The organism is Campylobacter sp. RM12640 (assembly GCF_020137595.1).
In the GTDB taxonomy this organism is placed as follows: domain Bacteria; phylum Campylobacterota; class Campylobacteria; order Campylobacterales; family Campylobacteraceae; genus Campylobacter_E.
Genome location: NZ_JACGAU010000002.1, coordinates 57,314 through 75,157 on the forward strand (window position 1 = coordinate 57,314; position 17,844 = coordinate 75,157).

At 27.1% G+C, this 17,844-nt stretch carries 16 protein-coding genes; 12 read left to right on the forward strand and 4 right to left on the reverse strand.

The genetic code is table 11. The features are described 5' to 3' along the window. Positions 1 to 11: 11 nt before the first annotated feature. Both AVBRAN12640_RS01080 and AVBRAN12640_RS01085 read right to left on the reverse strand, forming a co-directional pair. Complete coding sequence (locus AVBRAN12640_RS01080; RefSeq protein WP_214116637.1) at positions 12 to 578, reverse strand: FecR family protein; 567 nt, start codon at positions 576 to 578, stop codon at positions 12 to 14. Positions 579 to 747: 169 nt separating this feature from the next. Beyond that, entirely contained in the window at positions 748 to 4,275 is a 3,528-nt protein-coding gene (locus AVBRAN12640_RS01085; RefSeq protein ID WP_336608477.1) for an autotransporter outer membrane beta-barrel domain-containing protein, read from the reverse strand. 90 nt (positions 4,276 to 4,365) lie between these two features. Here AVBRAN12640_RS01085 and lpxB point away from each other — a divergent pair, with 90 nt between their 5' ends. The 12 genes from lpxB to AVBRAN12640_RS01145 all read left to right on the forward strand — a co-directional run bounded on the left by lpxB (position 4,366) and on the right by AVBRAN12640_RS01145 (position 15,734). Then, the gene (lpxB, locus tag AVBRAN12640_RS01090) at positions 4,366 to 5,421 is read left to right on the forward strand and encodes a lipid-A-disaccharide synthase (protein WP_336608478.1); all 1,056 of its coding nucleotides are present in this window, start codon (positions 4,366 to 4,368) and stop codon (positions 5,419 to 5,421) included. A 4-nt stretch (positions 5,422 to 5,425) separates the two neighbouring features. Next, complete coding sequence (gene greA / locus AVBRAN12640_RS01095) at positions 5,426 to 5,905, forward strand: transcription elongation factor GreA (protein WP_239802743.1); 480 nt, start codon at positions 5,426 to 5,428, stop codon at positions 5,903 to 5,905. Further along, complete coding sequence (locus tag AVBRAN12640_RS01100) at positions 5,905 to 6,633, forward strand: UDP-2,3-diacylglucosamine diphosphatase (RefSeq protein ID WP_336608479.1); 729 nt, start codon at positions 5,905 to 5,907, stop codon at positions 6,631 to 6,633. Before greA ends, AVBRAN12640_RS01100 begins: the two co-directional genes overlap by 1 nt. A 2-nt stretch (positions 6,634 to 6,635) precedes the next feature. Further along, a complete protein-coding gene (locus AVBRAN12640_RS01105) occupies positions 6,636 to 7,580 on the forward strand; it encodes a chemotaxis protein (RefSeq protein ID WP_214120312.1) in 945 nt (314 codons plus the stop codon). 11 nt (positions 7,581 to 7,591) lie between these two features. Continuing rightward, positions 7,592 to 9,964, forward strand: a complete 2,373-nt coding sequence (locus tag AVBRAN12640_RS01110) for a chemotaxis protein CheW (protein WP_214150503.1) — start codon at positions 7,592 to 7,594, stop codon at positions 9,962 to 9,964. A gap of 4 nt (positions 9,965 to 9,968) precedes the next feature. Next, positions 9,969 to 10,469, forward strand: a complete 501-nt coding sequence (locus AVBRAN12640_RS01115) for a chemotaxis protein CheW (RefSeq protein WP_214116625.1) — start codon at positions 9,969 to 9,971, stop codon at positions 10,467 to 10,469. After that, the gene (locus tag AVBRAN12640_RS01120; protein ID WP_336608480.1) at positions 10,469 to 11,434 is read left to right on the forward strand and encodes a transaldolase; all 966 of its coding nucleotides are present in this window, start codon (positions 10,469 to 10,471) and stop codon (positions 11,432 to 11,434) included. Before AVBRAN12640_RS01115 ends, AVBRAN12640_RS01120 begins: the two co-directional genes overlap by 1 nt. 9 nt (positions 11,435 to 11,443) lie before the next feature. Continuing rightward, entirely contained in the window at positions 11,444 to 12,628 is a 1,185-nt protein-coding gene (locus tag AVBRAN12640_RS01125; protein ID WP_214116621.1) for a type IV pilus twitching motility protein PilT, read from the forward strand. Positions 12,629 to 12,687: 59 nt separating this feature from the next. After that, positions 12,688 to 13,224, forward strand: coding sequence for a 50S ribosomal protein L25/general stress protein Ctc (locus AVBRAN12640_RS01130; RefSeq protein ID WP_336608481.1), 537 nt, complete (start codon positions 12,688 to 12,690; stop codon positions 13,222 to 13,224). Beyond that, positions 13,221 to 13,757 carry an aminoacyl-tRNA hydrolase gene (gene pth / locus AVBRAN12640_RS01135; RefSeq protein ID WP_336608482.1) on the forward strand — a complete coding sequence of 179 codons (537 nt, stop codon included), beginning with the start codon at positions 13,221 to 13,223 and terminating at the stop codon, positions 13,755 to 13,757. The genes AVBRAN12640_RS01130 and pth overlap by 4 nt, the downstream gene beginning before the upstream one ends. Before the next feature lie 535 nt (positions 13,758 to 14,292). Next, complete coding sequence (locus tag AVBRAN12640_RS01140) at positions 14,293 to 15,276, forward strand: DUF2156 domain-containing protein (RefSeq protein WP_336606890.1); 984 nt, start codon at positions 14,293 to 14,295, stop codon at positions 15,274 to 15,276. Next, complete coding sequence (locus AVBRAN12640_RS01145) at positions 15,273 to 15,734, forward strand: GNAT family N-acetyltransferase (RefSeq protein WP_336608483.1); 462 nt, start codon at positions 15,273 to 15,275, stop codon at positions 15,732 to 15,734. Before AVBRAN12640_RS01140 ends, AVBRAN12640_RS01145 begins: the two co-directional genes overlap by 4 nt. Here AVBRAN12640_RS01145 and AVBRAN12640_RS01150 read toward each other — a convergent pair. Both AVBRAN12640_RS01150 and proB read right to left on the reverse strand, forming a co-directional pair. After that, positions 15,724 to 16,953, reverse strand: a complete 1,230-nt coding sequence (locus AVBRAN12640_RS01150; protein ID WP_336608484.1) for a glutamate-5-semialdehyde dehydrogenase — start codon at positions 16,951 to 16,953, stop codon at positions 15,724 to 15,726. The genes AVBRAN12640_RS01145 and AVBRAN12640_RS01150 overlap by 11 nt on opposite strands. 2 nt (positions 16,954 to 16,955) lie before the next feature. Then, on the reverse strand, positions 16,956 to 17,756 hold the full coding sequence (gene proB, locus AVBRAN12640_RS01155) for a glutamate 5-kinase (protein WP_214116606.1): 801 nt from the start codon (positions 17,754 to 17,756) through the stop codon (positions 16,956 to 16,958). Positions 17,757 to 17,844: the final 88 nt, after the last annotated feature.

Sequence of the window (17,844 nt, forward strand, 5' to 3'; positions counted from 1 at the left end):
TTCTCCTATTTTTATAATTTGATTACATTAAAACTACTTGGTTTTAATTTTTCTAATTTGATAATTCCTAAATTTTTATAGTGTAATCTCTCTCCTTTTTTTAAATTATATTTTTTACCGCCTACTCCAACTTCAATTTCTCCTGAAATACAATTAACAAAACCATTATTAACATCTCCACTAAATCTAGTTCCACGAATGCCAATGGTCGCTGTATTTGCTTGGAAAGTAAAGTTTTGTCTAGCTAGCTTAGAAATCTCTCCACTTACTAAATCGTAGCTTCCTTTTTTAGCTTTCAAATTCACTTTAGAATTTGCTCCATTAATTAAATATTTATTGATTTGTAAAGTTGAGTTTTTACCTAAAGTAAGAGTAGTATTATCTATAAATTTTATTTGAACTTTTGCATTATTTTTAGTAAGAATAATATCGTTTTCTAATAGCTCATAATTTTTATGATTTACATTAATTGTTGATTGATTTCTTAAAACCTCAACATCTCCTACATAATTTACAATACTTCCAACATTAGCAACTAATGAAATTGAAAAAAACACCAATAAAAGCAAAATACGCATAATAAGTCCTTTTTTAAGATTTAATCAGTGATTTTATGATATTAACTTTAATTATAAATTAAAAATATATTAAATAAAAAATATAATCAAAAGTAAATTTTATTTATAAAATAATAAATTTATAAATAATTCACCACAATAATTTTTATATTATTGTGATGAAAGAAGATTAGAAGTTATATCTATATACTAGGTTAAAGCTATAATCTATGTTTAGATTACCACCGAATGTTTTTTCAAATTCTAAGCCTATATTTGAACGATTATTTAGCTTATAAGAGCTTGATAAATTAACAAATACTCTTGAATCTCTTTTACCATTATTAATACTTATAGTATCTAAATCTTTTATAGTTTTCTTAGAATTATTTACCAAATCGCTAGCAAGTCCAACGCCTGCTCTAAGTGATAAATCATTTTTATTAAAACCTGTAAAAATAGCTGTTTTTAAATTAAGTGGGATAAAAGAATCTGATTGTAAATATAATTTTTTATCACTGCTTGTTAATTCTTGCTTACTTACATAACCTGTTATTAATTCAATTTGTGGTTCTAAATAAAAATTATTAAAATCTTTTCTATATCCAATCTCAGCACTAGCTAAAAAAGTATAAGAATTATTTGGTTTTAAAGAATTTGTAACTTCGTTTTGATTTTTAACATATAAATTAAAATCATTTTTATAATTTATATATTTTGCTATTACATCAAAATACAATCCATTATCATATATAGTGCTAGAGTATGCTCCAAAACCATAACCTTTTATACTGCCATCTAAATTATCACTTAAACTATATTTACTAGCATTAAAAATAAGCCCTGTGTAATTTACATAATTATTGCCTTGATTTAATTTATCAGCACCTAATTGCATTTCATAAAACTTAGTCTTGTTTGCGTGTTCGTAAGAGCTTTGACCTGTATAAGCTCTAAACCAAATTCCAGCATTTGCATCTGTGTTATTTCTTAATTCTCCCATTCTTTTTTGCAAGTTATTCCATTCTAATACATAGCTAAAAAATACTTGATTTAACGAACTATCAATCATTTGTGTAACTTCTTTATTTTCTTGAACGAAGAAATAATCTTTAACACTAGGCTTATTTAAATCATCGTTAGGTTTAGGTTCTGGTTTAGGTTCTGGCTTTGTTTCTGGCACAATAGGAGTTGTATTTTCAATATCTTCTTTATTTACTTTTACTAAATACCAATTAGCTTTGCCATTTTCATTAACAAACTCAACATTAGGTGTATAAATACTGATATTTTCTTTATAATCAAGTGCTTTTAAATAATCATTATTAATAGTATTATTAGTATTTACAAGACTTGCTAATAAAAACTTATTAGCATTAGCTAAATCAGGTTTAATCATAAAAGTATTTTGCCCACCTAGTGTGCTTATACTTGATATTAGAGTATTGTTTAAACTAAACATAAAATTAGTCTTGCTAGCATTTAAATTAGCTACATTTATATTTGCATCAATATTTGCATTATTTAGCTTTAAAGTAGAATTATTATCTTCTGTGATTATAGAACCACTAAAATTAGAATTATTCATAATGCTAAGAGTTGAATTATTTTTTAATTTCACATTTGCAGTCACTTCAATATCTTTTGCAATTGAATTAAATTCATTAGCAAAAGAAGTAAATACTAAAGAGCTATTTATATGATTTGCATCGTATTTATCAAGATAAATCAAATTCTCTCCTATGCTAAGATTTGATTTATCTAAAGTAATATTATCTGATGTTAAATTGCTATGTTTTAATATTTTAAAGGTTGAATTACTTAGATTTATATTATTTATTTTGCTTGTTCTATTTTCGTATTCATCTTGAGTATTTGTATTAGGAGCAGTATTTACACCTAAAGAATTAGCTAAAGATTGATTTAGAAAATAAGAATGCTCTAAAGGATGACCTTGTAATATTGTAGTTCCACCATTTACACTTAATTCATCAGCTTTTATTTCTCCATCAAATACAAAAGTCTTAGAATTATTCAGTTTTAAATTAATATTATCGCTAATTTGTCCATGATAAATACCTATATCATTAGTGTTATTTATACTTAGAGTTGATTTTTTAGAATTTGAATTAATAATCTTAGTTCTAAAATCATTTGCTTGAATTTTATCAAAACTTAAATCAACTCCATTTAAATCCAAATATCCACCATTAAAAACTAAATTAGCATTATTAATTTGATTTGCATTAGTTATTTTTAGCCCTGCATTGTTTAGAAGATAAATTGAACTAAACGCTTTATTGCTTGTATTTAAAATCGTTAGCCCTTCGCCACTTCTTAATCCACCTGCACTTTCTTTGCTAATTTCTAGCGTTCCTTTTCCCATTTTATGCAAATTATCATTAGCTGCTGTTTTTGCATTAAATTTAAGTGTCTTACCATCATCTATCACAACTCCACCCAATAAAACTTCTTCGCCATTTAAAGTAGAATTATCTTTAAAATAAAACACACTTGAGCCAAAATTTTCATTCTTATCTAAAGCAATACTTGCAGCTTTACTAAATACTAAATCTTTATTATTAGCACCATATTTATCTTTTATATTTTGATTAATTGTATTTGAATTGTAAGAATTACCACTTAAAGTAGCAGTAAAATCATTCTTAAAATCATTAATTATAAAACTATTTATAAGAGCATATTTTGTATAAGAGCAAGTTGTATTATCATCACCACAATCACTTCTACTAACTACTCCTACCACTAACCATTCTTTTTTCAAGTTATCCCATACATAAATAGCACTTCCACTATCTCCTGGAGCTGAAGTATTTGAAAAATCAAGCCTTACATCTTTATAATAATCCTTTGCACTTAAATGCAAATATCCTGTTTCTATTTTGCTTTTATCTTCATCTACATATAAAATTCCACCGGTTAAAAACTCTGAAGGATTAGCTACTTTTTTAGGAAAAATATTTGTATTAATATTACCAATTTTTTGAATTCCACTACCAGTTCTTGCATATACGCTAAATCTTTCTGGATTATTTAAAATTTCACCTTTTCCTATATTATTATCATCTTTTTCACCGCTTGTTTTAATATATTCTTTATAAGCATCAATATCCCACTTACTAGAACTATTTTTATTAAAATACTTATCTTGATAAATTACGGTTTGGTCGTTTTTTAAATTTTCACTAACATTTGTGTTTTTAAAATAAAATTCTTTATCAATTAGCTTTGCACTTTCATTGATATTTAATTTACTCATTTTAATTACAGCAAAATCTTTTAAGTCATCAACTTGAACTAATTCACTACAAGAGTTATTCCATTTAAGATAATCTTTAAAATTTGTATCACTTGCTACTACTTTTGATTTTACTAAGCCAAATTCATATTCTTTATCTTTTTGTATTAAATCTTTTCTATATGTAGGACTAATCATATGAGCTGCAGTGATTGCAAAAGAGCCACCTATATTAGTAAGTTCACCCATCAAATCTCCTGTAGTATTTGCTGCATTAAAACTTGGCATAGGAACTTTAAAATCAATAGTTTTTCCATAAATATCTGTAACTTCTATATTATTACCTACTTTAAATTTACCTTTATTATTTCCAAAATCTAAATAATCTTGATAAGCAAAATTAGGATTTACAACACCTGCAAATAAATTAACACTAAGTAAAATGGCACTATATTTCATAGTGGCTCCTTATATTAAAATTATGTTTTATAATAATATCAATATACTTTAAATTCTCTTTAAAGAATAATTTTTATTAAAGGAAAAAATATGAAATTATTAAGCATAGCTTTAGAAAATTCTGCAAATTCTCATCTAAAACATATATTAAAAAAATTAGATAATATAGAATTATACGGGATTTATGATATTAATTTAACAAATGAAATTCCTATTTTAAATTCTAATAATTATTGTGATTTTACAGAATTTAATGCTATGGGTTTTGTGCAGATTTTGCCACTTATTTTAAAAGCAAAAAAAGCTATAAAAGATTTGGTTCAAATAGCACTTAATGACAAAATTGAAAAGATTTTATTAATTGATTCTCCTGCTTTTAATATACCATTTGCAAAAGCCTTAAGAAAAGCAGGTTTTAAAGGCAAAATTATTTATTTTATCTTGCCACAAGTTTGGGCTTGGAAAAAAGGTAGGATTAAGGTAGTTGAGAGTTTATGTGATGAATTAGTTGGGATTTTACCTTTTGAAAATCAGTATTTTAAAAAATCTCATTATTTTGGAAATCCAAGTAATGAAGCATTGAAAGATTATTTTAAAGAAAACTCAAATTCTAAAAAATTAATAGCCTTTTTACCAGGTTCAAGAAAAAGCGAAATCAAATCTTTAATGCCGATTTTTAGGAATTTAAAACAAGATTTTAAAGACTATGAATGCGTAGTTTGTGTGCCAAATTTTTTAAAAGATAGATTAGATTTATATGAAGATTTAAGCGGCTTTACTATCTCATATGATACTAAGGCTACTTTAAAAGAATGCGAGTTTGCTTATATTTGCAGCGGGACTGCAAGTCTTGAAGCAGGGCTAATCGGAAATGCTTTTTGTTTATGTTATAAGGCTAAAATGATTGATTATTTCATAGCAAAAACTTTAGTAAAAATCAAATTTATTGGACTTTGTAATATTATTTTTGATAAGCTTAATTTGGGCGAATTTCATAAAGAATTCATTCAAAATTTAGATAAGACAGAGTTATTAAAAGCATTTGAAAATGCGAATAAAGATGAATTTTTAGAAAAATCAAAAAAATTAAGAGAATTAACTAAAGGTGAAATAGCAAATAATTTAGCAAAATTAATCAAGGAGTAATAATATGGAAATGATGACACAAAAAGGATATGAAAAATTATTTAAAGAATTAGAGCATTTAAAGGTAGTTGAGCGTCCTAATGTGGTAAAAGAAATTGATATTGCAAGGTCTCACGGAGATTTAAAAGAAAATGCTGAATATCACGCAGCAAGAGAAAAACAAAGCTTTTTAGAAGGCAAAATCGCAGAACTTAGCGAAATTTTAGCAAATGCTAAGATAGTAAATCCAGCAGAATTTAATCACGATAAAGTAAGATTTGGTAGCACCGTTTTGATAATGGATTTAAATACAGAAGAAGAAAAAACATTTAGCATAGTAGGAAATAGTGAAAGCGATTTAGATAAAGGCTATATCAGTATAAACTCACCTATAGCAAAAGCTATGATAGGTAAAGTTGAAGGCGATGAGTTTAATGTAGTATTACCTAAAGGTAAAGCTAGTTATGAAATACTTGAAATTTATTATAAAGAGCTTGATATTTAATGCTTGTATTAAAAGAAGGAGCAGTTTTTATAGCCGATGTGCATTATGATAGCACTAGGCTTGATTTTGTAGATTTTATAGATTTTTTAAAAAAGACTAATCCACCACAAGTAATACTTCTAGGAGATATTTTTAATCTTTTAATAGGTGGAATTTCAAGTTGTAAAAACGATAATTTAGATATTATAAAAGCATTAGATGATTTAGCTTTAAAAATAGAAATTATTTATTTTGAAGGAAATCATGATTTTAATTTAACTAATCTTTTTAAAAATGTAAAAATAATTAAAAATCAACCAATTTTAGCAACTTATAATAATAAGATTTTTGCTATATCTCACGGAGATATATTCTTACCAATCATCACTCAAATAGTTTTAAGATTTTTAAGATTTAGCTTTGTAATTTTTATATTAAATTTATTAAATATTTTAAGTTTTGATAAAATTTATCAAAAGATTTGCAATCAACAAAAGGTAAAAAAGCTATATAAAAAATTAGATTTTTTTAAAAAATTAATGGAATTTAGAATTAAAAAATATAAAAGTTTTTTTATAAAAAAAGGCGTAAATATTGATTATATAATAGAAGGGCACTTTCATCAAGGAGATGAGTATTGCTTAGAAAATATAAAATACAAGAATTTAGAAGCTTTTGCAAATGACCGAAGTTTTTTTATACTAGAATATGGCTTTATAAAAAAATATAACTTACCCAGAAAGGAGTAAATATGGCAGAAGATAAAGTCTTAAAGGCTGATTCTAATGAAATGGAACTTGTAGATTTTCGTATCTATAAACAAGGACAACATAAAGTCTATGAAGGAATTTATGGAGTTAATGTTGCTAAAGTTAAAGAAATCATAAAAATACCTGCACTTACAGAATTACCAGGTGTTCCTGAATATATTGAGGGAGTATTTGATTTAAGAGGAGTTGTAATTCCTGTAATAAATTTAGCTAAATGGATGAATATAATTGAGCCAAAAGATATGGTATTAAAACCTAGAATTATTATTGCTGAATTTTCAAATATTATGATAGGTTTTATAGTTCATGAAGCAAAAAGAATTAGAAGAATTAATGCAAGTGATATTAGAGGTTCTGATTTTTCAACAAATACAGGCGGATTTGATAAAAGTCAAATAACAGGAATTGCTAAGATTGAAAATGATGAAGTTTTATTAATCTTAGACCTTGAAAGAATTGTTGAAGAGCTTGGAATTTACTCTCCAAAAATTGATATAGAAGAAAAAGAAATCAAAAAAATGACAGGAACAGCAGTTGTATTAGATGATAGCTCAACTGCTAGAAAATTAGTTCGCGATGCACTTGATAAAATGGGCTTTAAAGTAATTGAAGCAAAAGATGGTGTAGATGGACTTAATAAAATGAATGAACTTTATGAAGCATACAAAGGCGATATTGCTAATCAAGTAAAAGTTATTATTAGTGATGTTGAAATGCCACAAATGGACGGATTTCACTTCGCTTCAAGAGTTAGAGAAGATATTAGATTTAAAGGTATTCCAATTATCTTCAACTCATCTTTAAGCAACGAATTTTCAACTCTTAAGAGTAAAGATGTAGGTGGAGATGCCTTTTTAACCAAATTTGATGCTAATGTATTTTACAAAGAAGTATCAAGAGTAATTGAATCATATATTAAAAAGTAAGGAGCGTAGATATGGAAGATATGCAAGAGATATTAGAAGACTTCTTAGTAGAAGCTTTTGAATTAATTGAACAAATAGATCACGATTTAGTTGAGCTTGAGAGTAATCCTGAAGATTTAGAATTGCTAAACCGCATTTTCCGTGTTGCTCACACTGTTAAAGGAAGTTCAAGCTTTTTAAACTTTGATGTTTTAACAAAACTAACTCATCATATGGAAGATGTTTTAAACAAAGCTCGTCACGGAGAATTGCTAATAACTCCTGATATTATGGATGTTGTGCTTGAATCAATTGATATGATGAAAGACTTATTACATTGTATTAAAGATAATGGCAATGATACAGCAATAAATATGGATATTAGCTCAATTTGTAGCCGTCTAACTGCAATTAGCGAAGGTAAAATTTTAAGCGAAGTTAAGGCTGAGCCAAAAAGTTTAGATGAGAAAATTGAAGAATTAATTGAAAAAGATTCAAATAGTAATGAAGAAGAAGTAGATGTAAATTCTTTAAGTGCTGATGAAGTAGAAGCTGAAATTGAAAGATTATTAAAACAAAGAAAAGCTGAAGATAAAGCAAGAAGAGAAGAGAAAAAACAACAAGAAGCAGTGGTAGAAACTAAAAAAGTTGAAAAAGTAGTTGAAACACCTGTTGAAAAACCAGTAGAAAAAATCTCTGAAAGAGCTAGTGAAAAACAAGATACAAAAGAAGCTAGAAATGCAAAACAAGCACCTGTAGCTGCTGATAAAGGCAATTCATCAAATATGGAGCAAACTATTAGGGTTGAAGTAAAAAGACTTGATAACCTAATGAACTTAATAGGCGAACTTGTATTGGGTAAAAATAGACTTTTAAAAATCTATGATGATGTTGAAGAAAGATATGAAGGCGAAAAATTCATAGAAGAATTAAATCAAGTTGTAAATCAATTAAGCGTAGTAACAACTGATATTCAACTAGCTGTAATGAAAACAAGAATGCAACCAATTGCAAAAGTATTTAACAAATTCCCAAGGGTTGTTAGAGATTTAAGCCGTGATTTAGGAAAACAAATTGAGCTTGAACTTGAAGGTGAAGAAACAGAACTTGATAAATCAATCGTAGAAGAAATAGGCGATCCTATTATGCATATGATTAGAAATTCTTGTGATCACGGAGTTGAATCAGCAGAAGATAGAATTGCAGCAGGCAAACCAGAAAGAGGAACGGTTCAGCTAAAAGCATACAATGAAGGAAATCACATAGTAATTGAAATAGCTGATGATGGTAAAGGACTTAATGCTGAAGTATTAAAAACTAAAGGTATTGAAAAAGGAATTATTAGCGAAAGAGAAGCTGATAATATGAGCGATAAAGAGGCTTATGGTCTTATATTTAAACCAGGATTTTCAACTGCTAAACAAGTAACAAATGTAAGTGGTCGTGGTGTTGGAATGGATGTTGTTAAAACAAACATTGATAAGCTAAATGGTATTATTGAAGTGGATAGCGAATTAGGAAAAGGAACGGTTATAAAACTAAAAATCCCATTAACACTAGCTATCATTCAATCACTACTTGTAAAAACTCAAGAAGAATTCTATGCAATTCCACTTGCTAGTGTTCTTGAAACGGTAAGAGTTGCTATTGATGATATTTATACAATTGAAGGTAAAAATGTTTTAAGACTTAGAGATGAAGTTTTATCACTTGTAAGACTTAGTGATTTATTTGGAGTAAAACAAGTACTTGAAAATAGCGAACAAGCTTATGTAGTTGTTGTTGGTGCAGCAGCTTCTAAACTTGGAATTATAGTAGATACTTTAATAGGTCAAGAAGAAGTTGTAATTAAATCTATGGGATATTATTTACAAAATATCACAGGAATTGCAGGCTCAACCATTCGTGGAGATGGTAATGTTACATTAATAGTTGATGTTGGTGCAATGATGGATATGGCAAAAGATGTTAAAGTAGATATTAAAGCTAATAACGACACAGGTTCAAAAGTTTCAAAAGATAAGCCAAGTGATTATGTAGTTTTAGCGGTTGATGATTCTCAAATTGATAGAGGAATTATGAAAAAAGCATTAGAGCCGCTTGGAATTAAAGTAATTGAAGCAAGCAATGGTGTAGAAGCTTTAAATATAATTAAAAGTGGAGAGCATTCAATAGATGGAATGCTAATTGATATTGAAATGCCAAGAATGGATGGTTACACACTAGCAGCAGAAATTAGAAAATATGCAAAATATAGAAATCTACCACTAATTGCTGTTACAAGTAGAACTAGCAAGAGTGATAGACTAAGAGGCGTAGAAGTAGGAATGACTGAGTATATTACAAAGCCTTATTCTTATGAATATTTAGAAAATGTAGTAAGAAAGAATTTAAAATTAGGATAATGTAATGGAAAGATTAAATCAAGTTTTAAATAGACAACAAGAACAAGTTAAAGGTGCTTCTGGTAGAGATGTAAAAGAAGAACAAATTAGACAATTAGTAGGATTTATGATTGATGAAGAAGAGTATGCAATTCCAATTCTAAGCATACAAGAAATCATAAAGCCTATTGAATACACTAGAGTTCCTAGCGTTCCTGATTATGTATTAGGAGTATTCAATATGCGTGGTAATGTAATTCCATTAATTGACCTTGCAAAGCGTTTTGGCTTGGGTAGTTCAAAACATACTCAACATACAAGATATATAGTTTTAAAAGGTGAAGAAGGAAATATCGGTTTTGTTATTGATAAATTAACAGAAGCTATCAAAATTAAAGAAAGCAATATTGACCAACCACCTGAAACTTTACTTAAAGAAAAAGGTATGATTGATGGAATTGGCAAACAAGAAAATAGTATTTTAACTATATTAAAAGTTGAAGCTTTAATGAAAAGGGATTTTTAATGAGTGGATATAGCATTTGGTGTGATTTTATTGAAAATAGTTTTTTAGATAATGAATTTTTACAAATGCTAGCTAGTGGCACTATAAATGGTGCTACTAGTAATCCTAGTATATTTAAAAATGCAATTACTACTTCAGTATATTATAAAGAAAGAATTAAGCAATTAAATATAAAAAATAAAGAAGAATTATTTTTAACTCTAGCCTTAGAAGATATTAAAAAAGCAGCTATTAAAATGAGCCATTTATATGCAAAAGATAGCAATAATGGTTTTATTAGTTTTGAAATAAATCCACTAAATAGCAATAATGCAGGTCTTAGTATTGCAGAAGGTTTAAAGATTGCTAATTTAATAAATATGCCAAATTTAATGATAAAAGTGCCGGCAACTAATGCAGGATATGAAGTTATGAATACATTGGCAAGTTATGGAATTAGCATAAATGCTACGCTGATTTTTTCTTACGAACAAGCAAAAAAATGTAATGACGCAATAGCACAAGGTATGAAAAAGTATAAAGCAAAAAATCCTAATAGAATAATTAATAAAGGTGTAGTTAGTATTTTTGTAAGCAGAGTTGATAGCTTATTAAATAATAGATTTAGCGTTAAAAACCAAATAGGAATTCAAAACGCAATTTATTCAGCATCTAAAGTTGGTAGTGAAAATATAAGAGCTTTATTTGCAAGTACAGGAACAAAAAGTAATGATTTAAGTAAAGATTATTATTTAAAAGAACTAGAATTTAATAACACTATAAATACAGCTCCAATTAATGCTATAAATGCCTATAAACCTAGTAAAACTATAAAGAATTTAAATCAAGAAATAATTTCAAATTCAAAAGATTTTATATTCTCAACTATAAACGAAATTGAGTATAATGCCGCTTGCAAAAAACTTTTAGAAGATGGATTAATCCAATTTGAAAAAGCATATATAGATATTTTAGAAAGTCTTTAAAGGTTATTAATGGAAATAGATTTAGAAAATATTCGTTGGGAATTAAGAGATAATTTAGATGGTTGGTTAAATACCTTAATTGAAGTTGGTGGAAGTGATTTACACCTTAGCTCAAACCTAAATCCAAAAGGTAGAGTAAATGGAGAAATTAGCGAAATAGCACCTGATATTATATCAAGAGAAGATATGTTAGATTTATGTAAAGCCCTAACAAGAGGAGATTTTACAAGATTTGTAGATAATAAAAATATAGACTTTTCTTATGAGCCTAAAAATAAAGATAAATTTAAATATAAAGGTTCTTTTCGTGTGAATTTGTTTTTTACAATGAATGGACCTAGTGCTGTTTTTAGAACAATCCCTGATACTATGCCAAGTTTTGAAGCATTAAAACTGCCAGAAGTTATTAAAGATATAACAACAACAGAAACAAGGGGATTAATATTAGTTACAGGACCAACTGGTAGTGGTAAAACGACTACACTTGCTTCAATCATTGAATATATTAATCAAAACTACCATAGACATATTATCACTATTGAAGACCCAATTGAATTTAAATATAAACCTGCAAAATCAATAGTAAATCAAAGAGCTATAGGACAAGATGCTTTAAGTTTTCAAGATGCACTAAGAGCAGCTTTAAGGGAAGACCCTGATATTATTCTAGTAGGTGAGATGAGAGATTTAGAAACCATTGAAGTAGCAATGCACGCAGCAGAAACAGGACACTTAGTTTTAAGCACACTTCACACAATTAATGCACAAGAAACATTAAATAGGGTTTTAGGAATGTTCCCTAAAGAAGAGCAAAACAGAATTAGAAGTTCATTTTCTGGAGTATTAAAGGCTGTTATTTCTCAAAGATTATGTAAAACCACAGATGGAAAAAGAACAGCTGCTATTGAAGTTTTAAGAGGAAATGAGCGTATAAAAAGACTTATTTTAGAAGGTAGAGAAAACTCAATAGGTGATGTATTAAAAGAAGGCACAATGAAAATGCAAAGTTTTGACCAACATTTGCTAATGCTATATAAATCAGGAAGAATTACAGAAGAAGAAGCGTATGATAAAGCAAGTAATGCAAATGACTTGAAAGTATTAATTGATGGTTATAAATTTGGAGAAGCTAAAAAATCATCATCTAATGTAAGCACTGGTTTTCAATTTAAACTTGCTTCTCAAGAAGAATAATATTTTTATTAAACTTTTTATAGTATTATTTACACTTATTTTTTTTGAAAGGACATTTTATGTTAGAAGGACAAATTAGACAGAGTATTGGTAGAAAGTCAGCTAAAGCTGCTAGACAAGATGGTATGCTAATTGCTAATATCTATGGCAAAGGCGTTGAAAATATCCATGCGGTATTTAAAACAAACGAATTTATTAAAGAAGTTCGTAAAAAAGACGGATTAATTTTCCCTGTTAGTGTTGATGGTAAAACTTATGAAGTTGTAATTGTTGATTATCAACACCATCCAGTAACTAGCGAAATTAAGCACGTTGATTTAAAAATAGCACTAAAAGGTGTTGAGAGCTTTTATATGGTTCCAGTAAAAGTTGTAGGAACTGCAAAAGGTCTTAAAAATAAAGGTGTATTAATTCAATCAAAACGCCGCTTAAAAGTAAAATGTAAAGCAGAAAATTTACCTAATAACTTTACATTAGATGTAACTGATTTAGATGTTGGTGATGCTTTATTAGTAAGAGATATTAAAGTTGCTGATAATGTAAAAATTATTGACGCTGGTCGTGTAGCTGTTGTTGGAGTTGAAAAAGCTAGATGATTTTAGTAGTAGGCTTAGGAAATCCTGGCGAGAAATATGCAAATACTCGCCACAACCTAGGCTTTATGTTAATTGATAAATTACTTAGCTCTTCTTACACTAAACAAAGTTTAAACTGCAATGGAGAACTTTATAAAAAACAAAATATATTACTACTCAAACCACTAACCTACATGAATAATTCAGGGGAAAGTGTAAAGAAGGTTGTAGATTTTTATAAACCAGAAAGAATAATTGTATGCCACGATGAAATGGATATAAATTTTTCTAAGCTAAAAATTAAAAAAGGTGGTAGTTCTGGTGGTCATAATGGATTAAAATCCATAGATAACTTTATAGGTAATGATTATGAAAGAATTAGATTAGGAATTGGAAAACCTGATTTAAAATATGAAGTTATTAATTATGTTCTTGACAATTTTAATGAAAATGAAAAAAAAGAATTAGAAAACTTCTTAAATTATTCAAAAGACGCTTTAGAATATCTTTTGGACAATGATATATTAAAAACTCAAAATAAATTTCATAATTAAACACTTTCAAATAATTAATAAAATTATTATTCTTAAATAATTAATAATACAAATATGTATTTAAATAGCCTAATATTTTAGTTATTGTAGTTTTGCCAAACTCATAAATAAATTACAATTTATAATAATCGTGGTATAGACTTAAAATAAATCATACTTAAAGCCTATTTTAAAATATTTATTTAAAAACAAAATTTTTCAAAATAAGATAAATTAAATTACAAATATAAAATTATTTATCAATTAATTCCATTGAAAAAATACTCATTAAATATTTATAAATGTTTAAAAAGTTAATTTTATGAATTTAAAAATATACTTATATGATTAAATCACAACAAGAGAATTTATAAAAAACTTAACATATTCAAAATCTACATATATTTCTAAAAATATAAAAGTAAAAAATTAACAAATTCTCTAATTTGAACTATTTATAAAACACTTAGAAAATAATTAATTTAGCTAATTGATTATATCTAATAAGTTACTTTAATAACCTATAATCGCGACATTTTTTTAAAAAAGGATTAAAGTGGCAGAGATAAAACTACAAGGACATACACTAAAATCATTTGACTTAAAAACAAAACCAATTATGCAAGAATACTTAAAGGATTTTGATGTTAATGTCAGTGATTATTCATTTTGTGCGAACTATATTTGGCTTTCTAAAGCTAGTGGATTTTATTCAATAATCAATAATACATTTTGCTTATTTGTTATGAATGGTGGAGAATTATCTATGTTATTACCACCACTAGGAAAACCTCAAGATTGTTATGATAGCATACCAGAATGCTTTAAGATTATGAATGAAAACAATACTTCTACATATTACTCTAAAATTGAATATGTTTGTGATAACTTCTTAGAAGGATTTATTACCCATACAAATGAAGGTGAAGTTATGTTTAGCTCACTAGATAATTATATAATAGAAAAAAAATTAGCAGATTATATATATGTAAGCGATGATTTAATAGAGCTTAGGGGTAATGCTTATCACACTAAAAGAACCGAAATTAATAAATTTAAAAGAGTATATCCAAATTATTTTTTACAGACATTAGATTGTAAAAAACATAGCGATGATATAAAAATGCTTTTTGATAAATGGGTAAGCGATAGGATTAAATATGTTCCAAAAGCAGAAGTAGATGCGTTTTTAGATGGAATTTATCAAGAAAGATTAGCGATTAAAAAATGCTTACAAGATTACGAGACATTAGGACTAGATGGCTTAGTAATTTATATTGATGATGAATTAAAAGGCTTTACAATAGGCGAAAAAATATGTAGTGATACAGCAAGTGTATTGATTGAAAAAACTGATTTTGAAACTTTAGGTTGTGCTCAATTTATATTTAGAGAGTTTTCAAAAGTTTTAAAAGAAAAATATGATTGTAAATACATAAATGTAGGAGATGATATGGGCTTTGAAAACCTAAAAAAAGTTAAAATGTCGTATCGTCCAGAAAAAATCATACCAAAATACACAATATATCAAAAACTATGATTATAAAAGCTACTAAAACTCATTTAAAAGACCTTTTGCTAATTGAAGAAGAATGTTTTAAAAATGATTGTTTTAAGTTAAGTAAAAATAATTTCTTATATCACATAAAAAAAGAAAATATATTTATTTTTTTATGTGATAAAAAAGTAGCTGGATATATTATGAAGCTTACTTATAAAAATAGTATTAGAATATATTCTTTAGCGATAAAAGATGAATTTAAGGGTTTAAAAATAGGCACAAAATTATGCGAAGAACTAATTAATAATGCTAAAGTATTAAATAAAGAAAAGATATTTTTAGAAGTAAGAGTAAGCAATATAAATGCTATTAATTTATACAAAAAACTTCAATTTAAAGAAGAAAAAATCTTAAAAAATTATTATAGCAATGAAGATGGTATTAAAATGACGCTTATATTAAAGCCTAAAAATTTAGGCTTTAAGTTTATTTTCTAATATGAGCATTTCCTATGATTTGATATTTTGTAGTTGTTAATTCATTTAATCCCATAGGACCTCTTGCGTGAAGTTTTTGAGTGCTTATTCCTATTTCAGCCGCATAGCCAAATTCCGCACCATCGCTAAATCTAGTGCTAGCATTTACATATAAAACTGCTGAATCAATCTCATCTAAGAACTTATTAATATTAGTATAATCTTGAGAGATTATCGCTTCTGAATGATTTGTGCTGTATTTTTGAATGTGAAGTATAGCTTCATTAATATCATCTACGATTTTAATAGCTAGTATTAAATCTTCAAATTCTTCTTCCCAATCACTATCATTTGCCTTTTTATAATTTTTTAAAAATTTCTCACACTTAGCACAAACCCTAAGCTCTACATTAGGCATTTTGCTTTCTAATAAAGGCAAAATTTCGCTAGCTATATTTTTATTAATGAGTAAAGTCTCTACACTATTACATACCCCTGGTCTTTGCGTTTTAGCATTATTTATAATATTTATAGCATCATCTATTTTCGCATTATAATCAACATAAATATGGCAATTCCCTACTCCTGTTTGAATACAAGGAATTAGACTATTATTTTTAATTTCATTAATCAAACTAGCACTACCCCTTGGAATTACAACATCTATATAATCATTCGCCCTTAAAAGCTCTTTTACTAAATCCCTGTTAGTATCACTTACAATCTGAACGAAATTCTCATCTAAATCAAATCTTTTTAATACCTTTTGAAAAATTGAAACTAAAAATAAATTAGTATTTAAAGCTTCCTTTCCACCCCTTAAAATCACTACATTAGAACTCTTAAAACATAGTGCAAAAGCATCTACGCAAACATTAGGACGAGATTCAAAAATAATAGCAACTACTCCTAAAGGCACCTTAATTTGCTGCATTTTTAGACCATTTTCTAGAGTCTTTCCAAATACCACCCTACCCACTACATCATCAAGTAAAGCGACATTTCTTAAAGTGTTTATCATATTATTTATTCTATTTTCATTAAGTCTTAACCTATCTACAAAAGCACTTTTTAGATTTGAATTATCATTAATATCTTTAAGGTTTGCTTTTAATAAACCATCAATATTTGCAAGTATTTCATCAGCACAAGAATTTAAAACTTCTTTTTTAATACTTGAATTAAGCTTAGCTAATTTAGTCTTTGCATTTTTTGCATTCTTACATAAAATATCAATCATTTTTACTCCTTATCAAAAATAGTTCCTATATCAGCACCACTAATTAACTCGCTAATATTCATAGGATTAGAGCCATTTAAAATAGCCATTCTTACACCATTTTTAGCACAATTACTTGCAGCTTGTAATTTTGTCTTCATACCACCTATACTAAACTCACTACCTTTATCTCCGCCCATTTGCATAATCTCATCTGTGATTTTTTCTACATAAGAAATTCTTTTTGCATTAGGATTGTTCTTAGGATTTGCTGTATAAAATGCGTCTATATCACTTAAAATTATTAGCAAATCAGCCTTGATTAGACAAGCAACACTAGCTGAAAGGCTATCATTATCACTAAATTCAATCTCATAAGTTGAAATAGTATCATTAGCATTAATTATCGGGATAATTTCGTATTTTAATAAAGTATTTAAAGTATTTTCAGTATTTTGTTTTCTTTGCTCTATTTCAAAATCATCTTTAGTTAGTAAAACTTGTGCTACAAATGAACTAAAATTAGCAAATGCGTTTTGATAAATATGCATAAGCTCTGCTTGACCTATTGCTGCTGCTGCTTGTTTTTCCATAGTAATTGTAGGTCTTTGCTTAAAGCCAAGTTTTTTTGAACCAACCCCAATCGCACCTGAAGTAACCAATACAACTTCTTTTCCTTGATTTTTCAAATCAGCTAAAACCCAAGCTAACTTATTAATTAATCCTAAGTTTAAATTACCATTTTCATAAGTTAGAGTTGATGTGCCAACTTTGATTACAATTCTTTTGCTATCTTTTAAATTAATTTTTAAATTCTCATTCATATTTTCCCCTTATTTAGAAGAATATTAAATACTTTAAATTAATGCTTAAATATAAAAATTACAAATGAGAATTTAAAATGATTAGAAT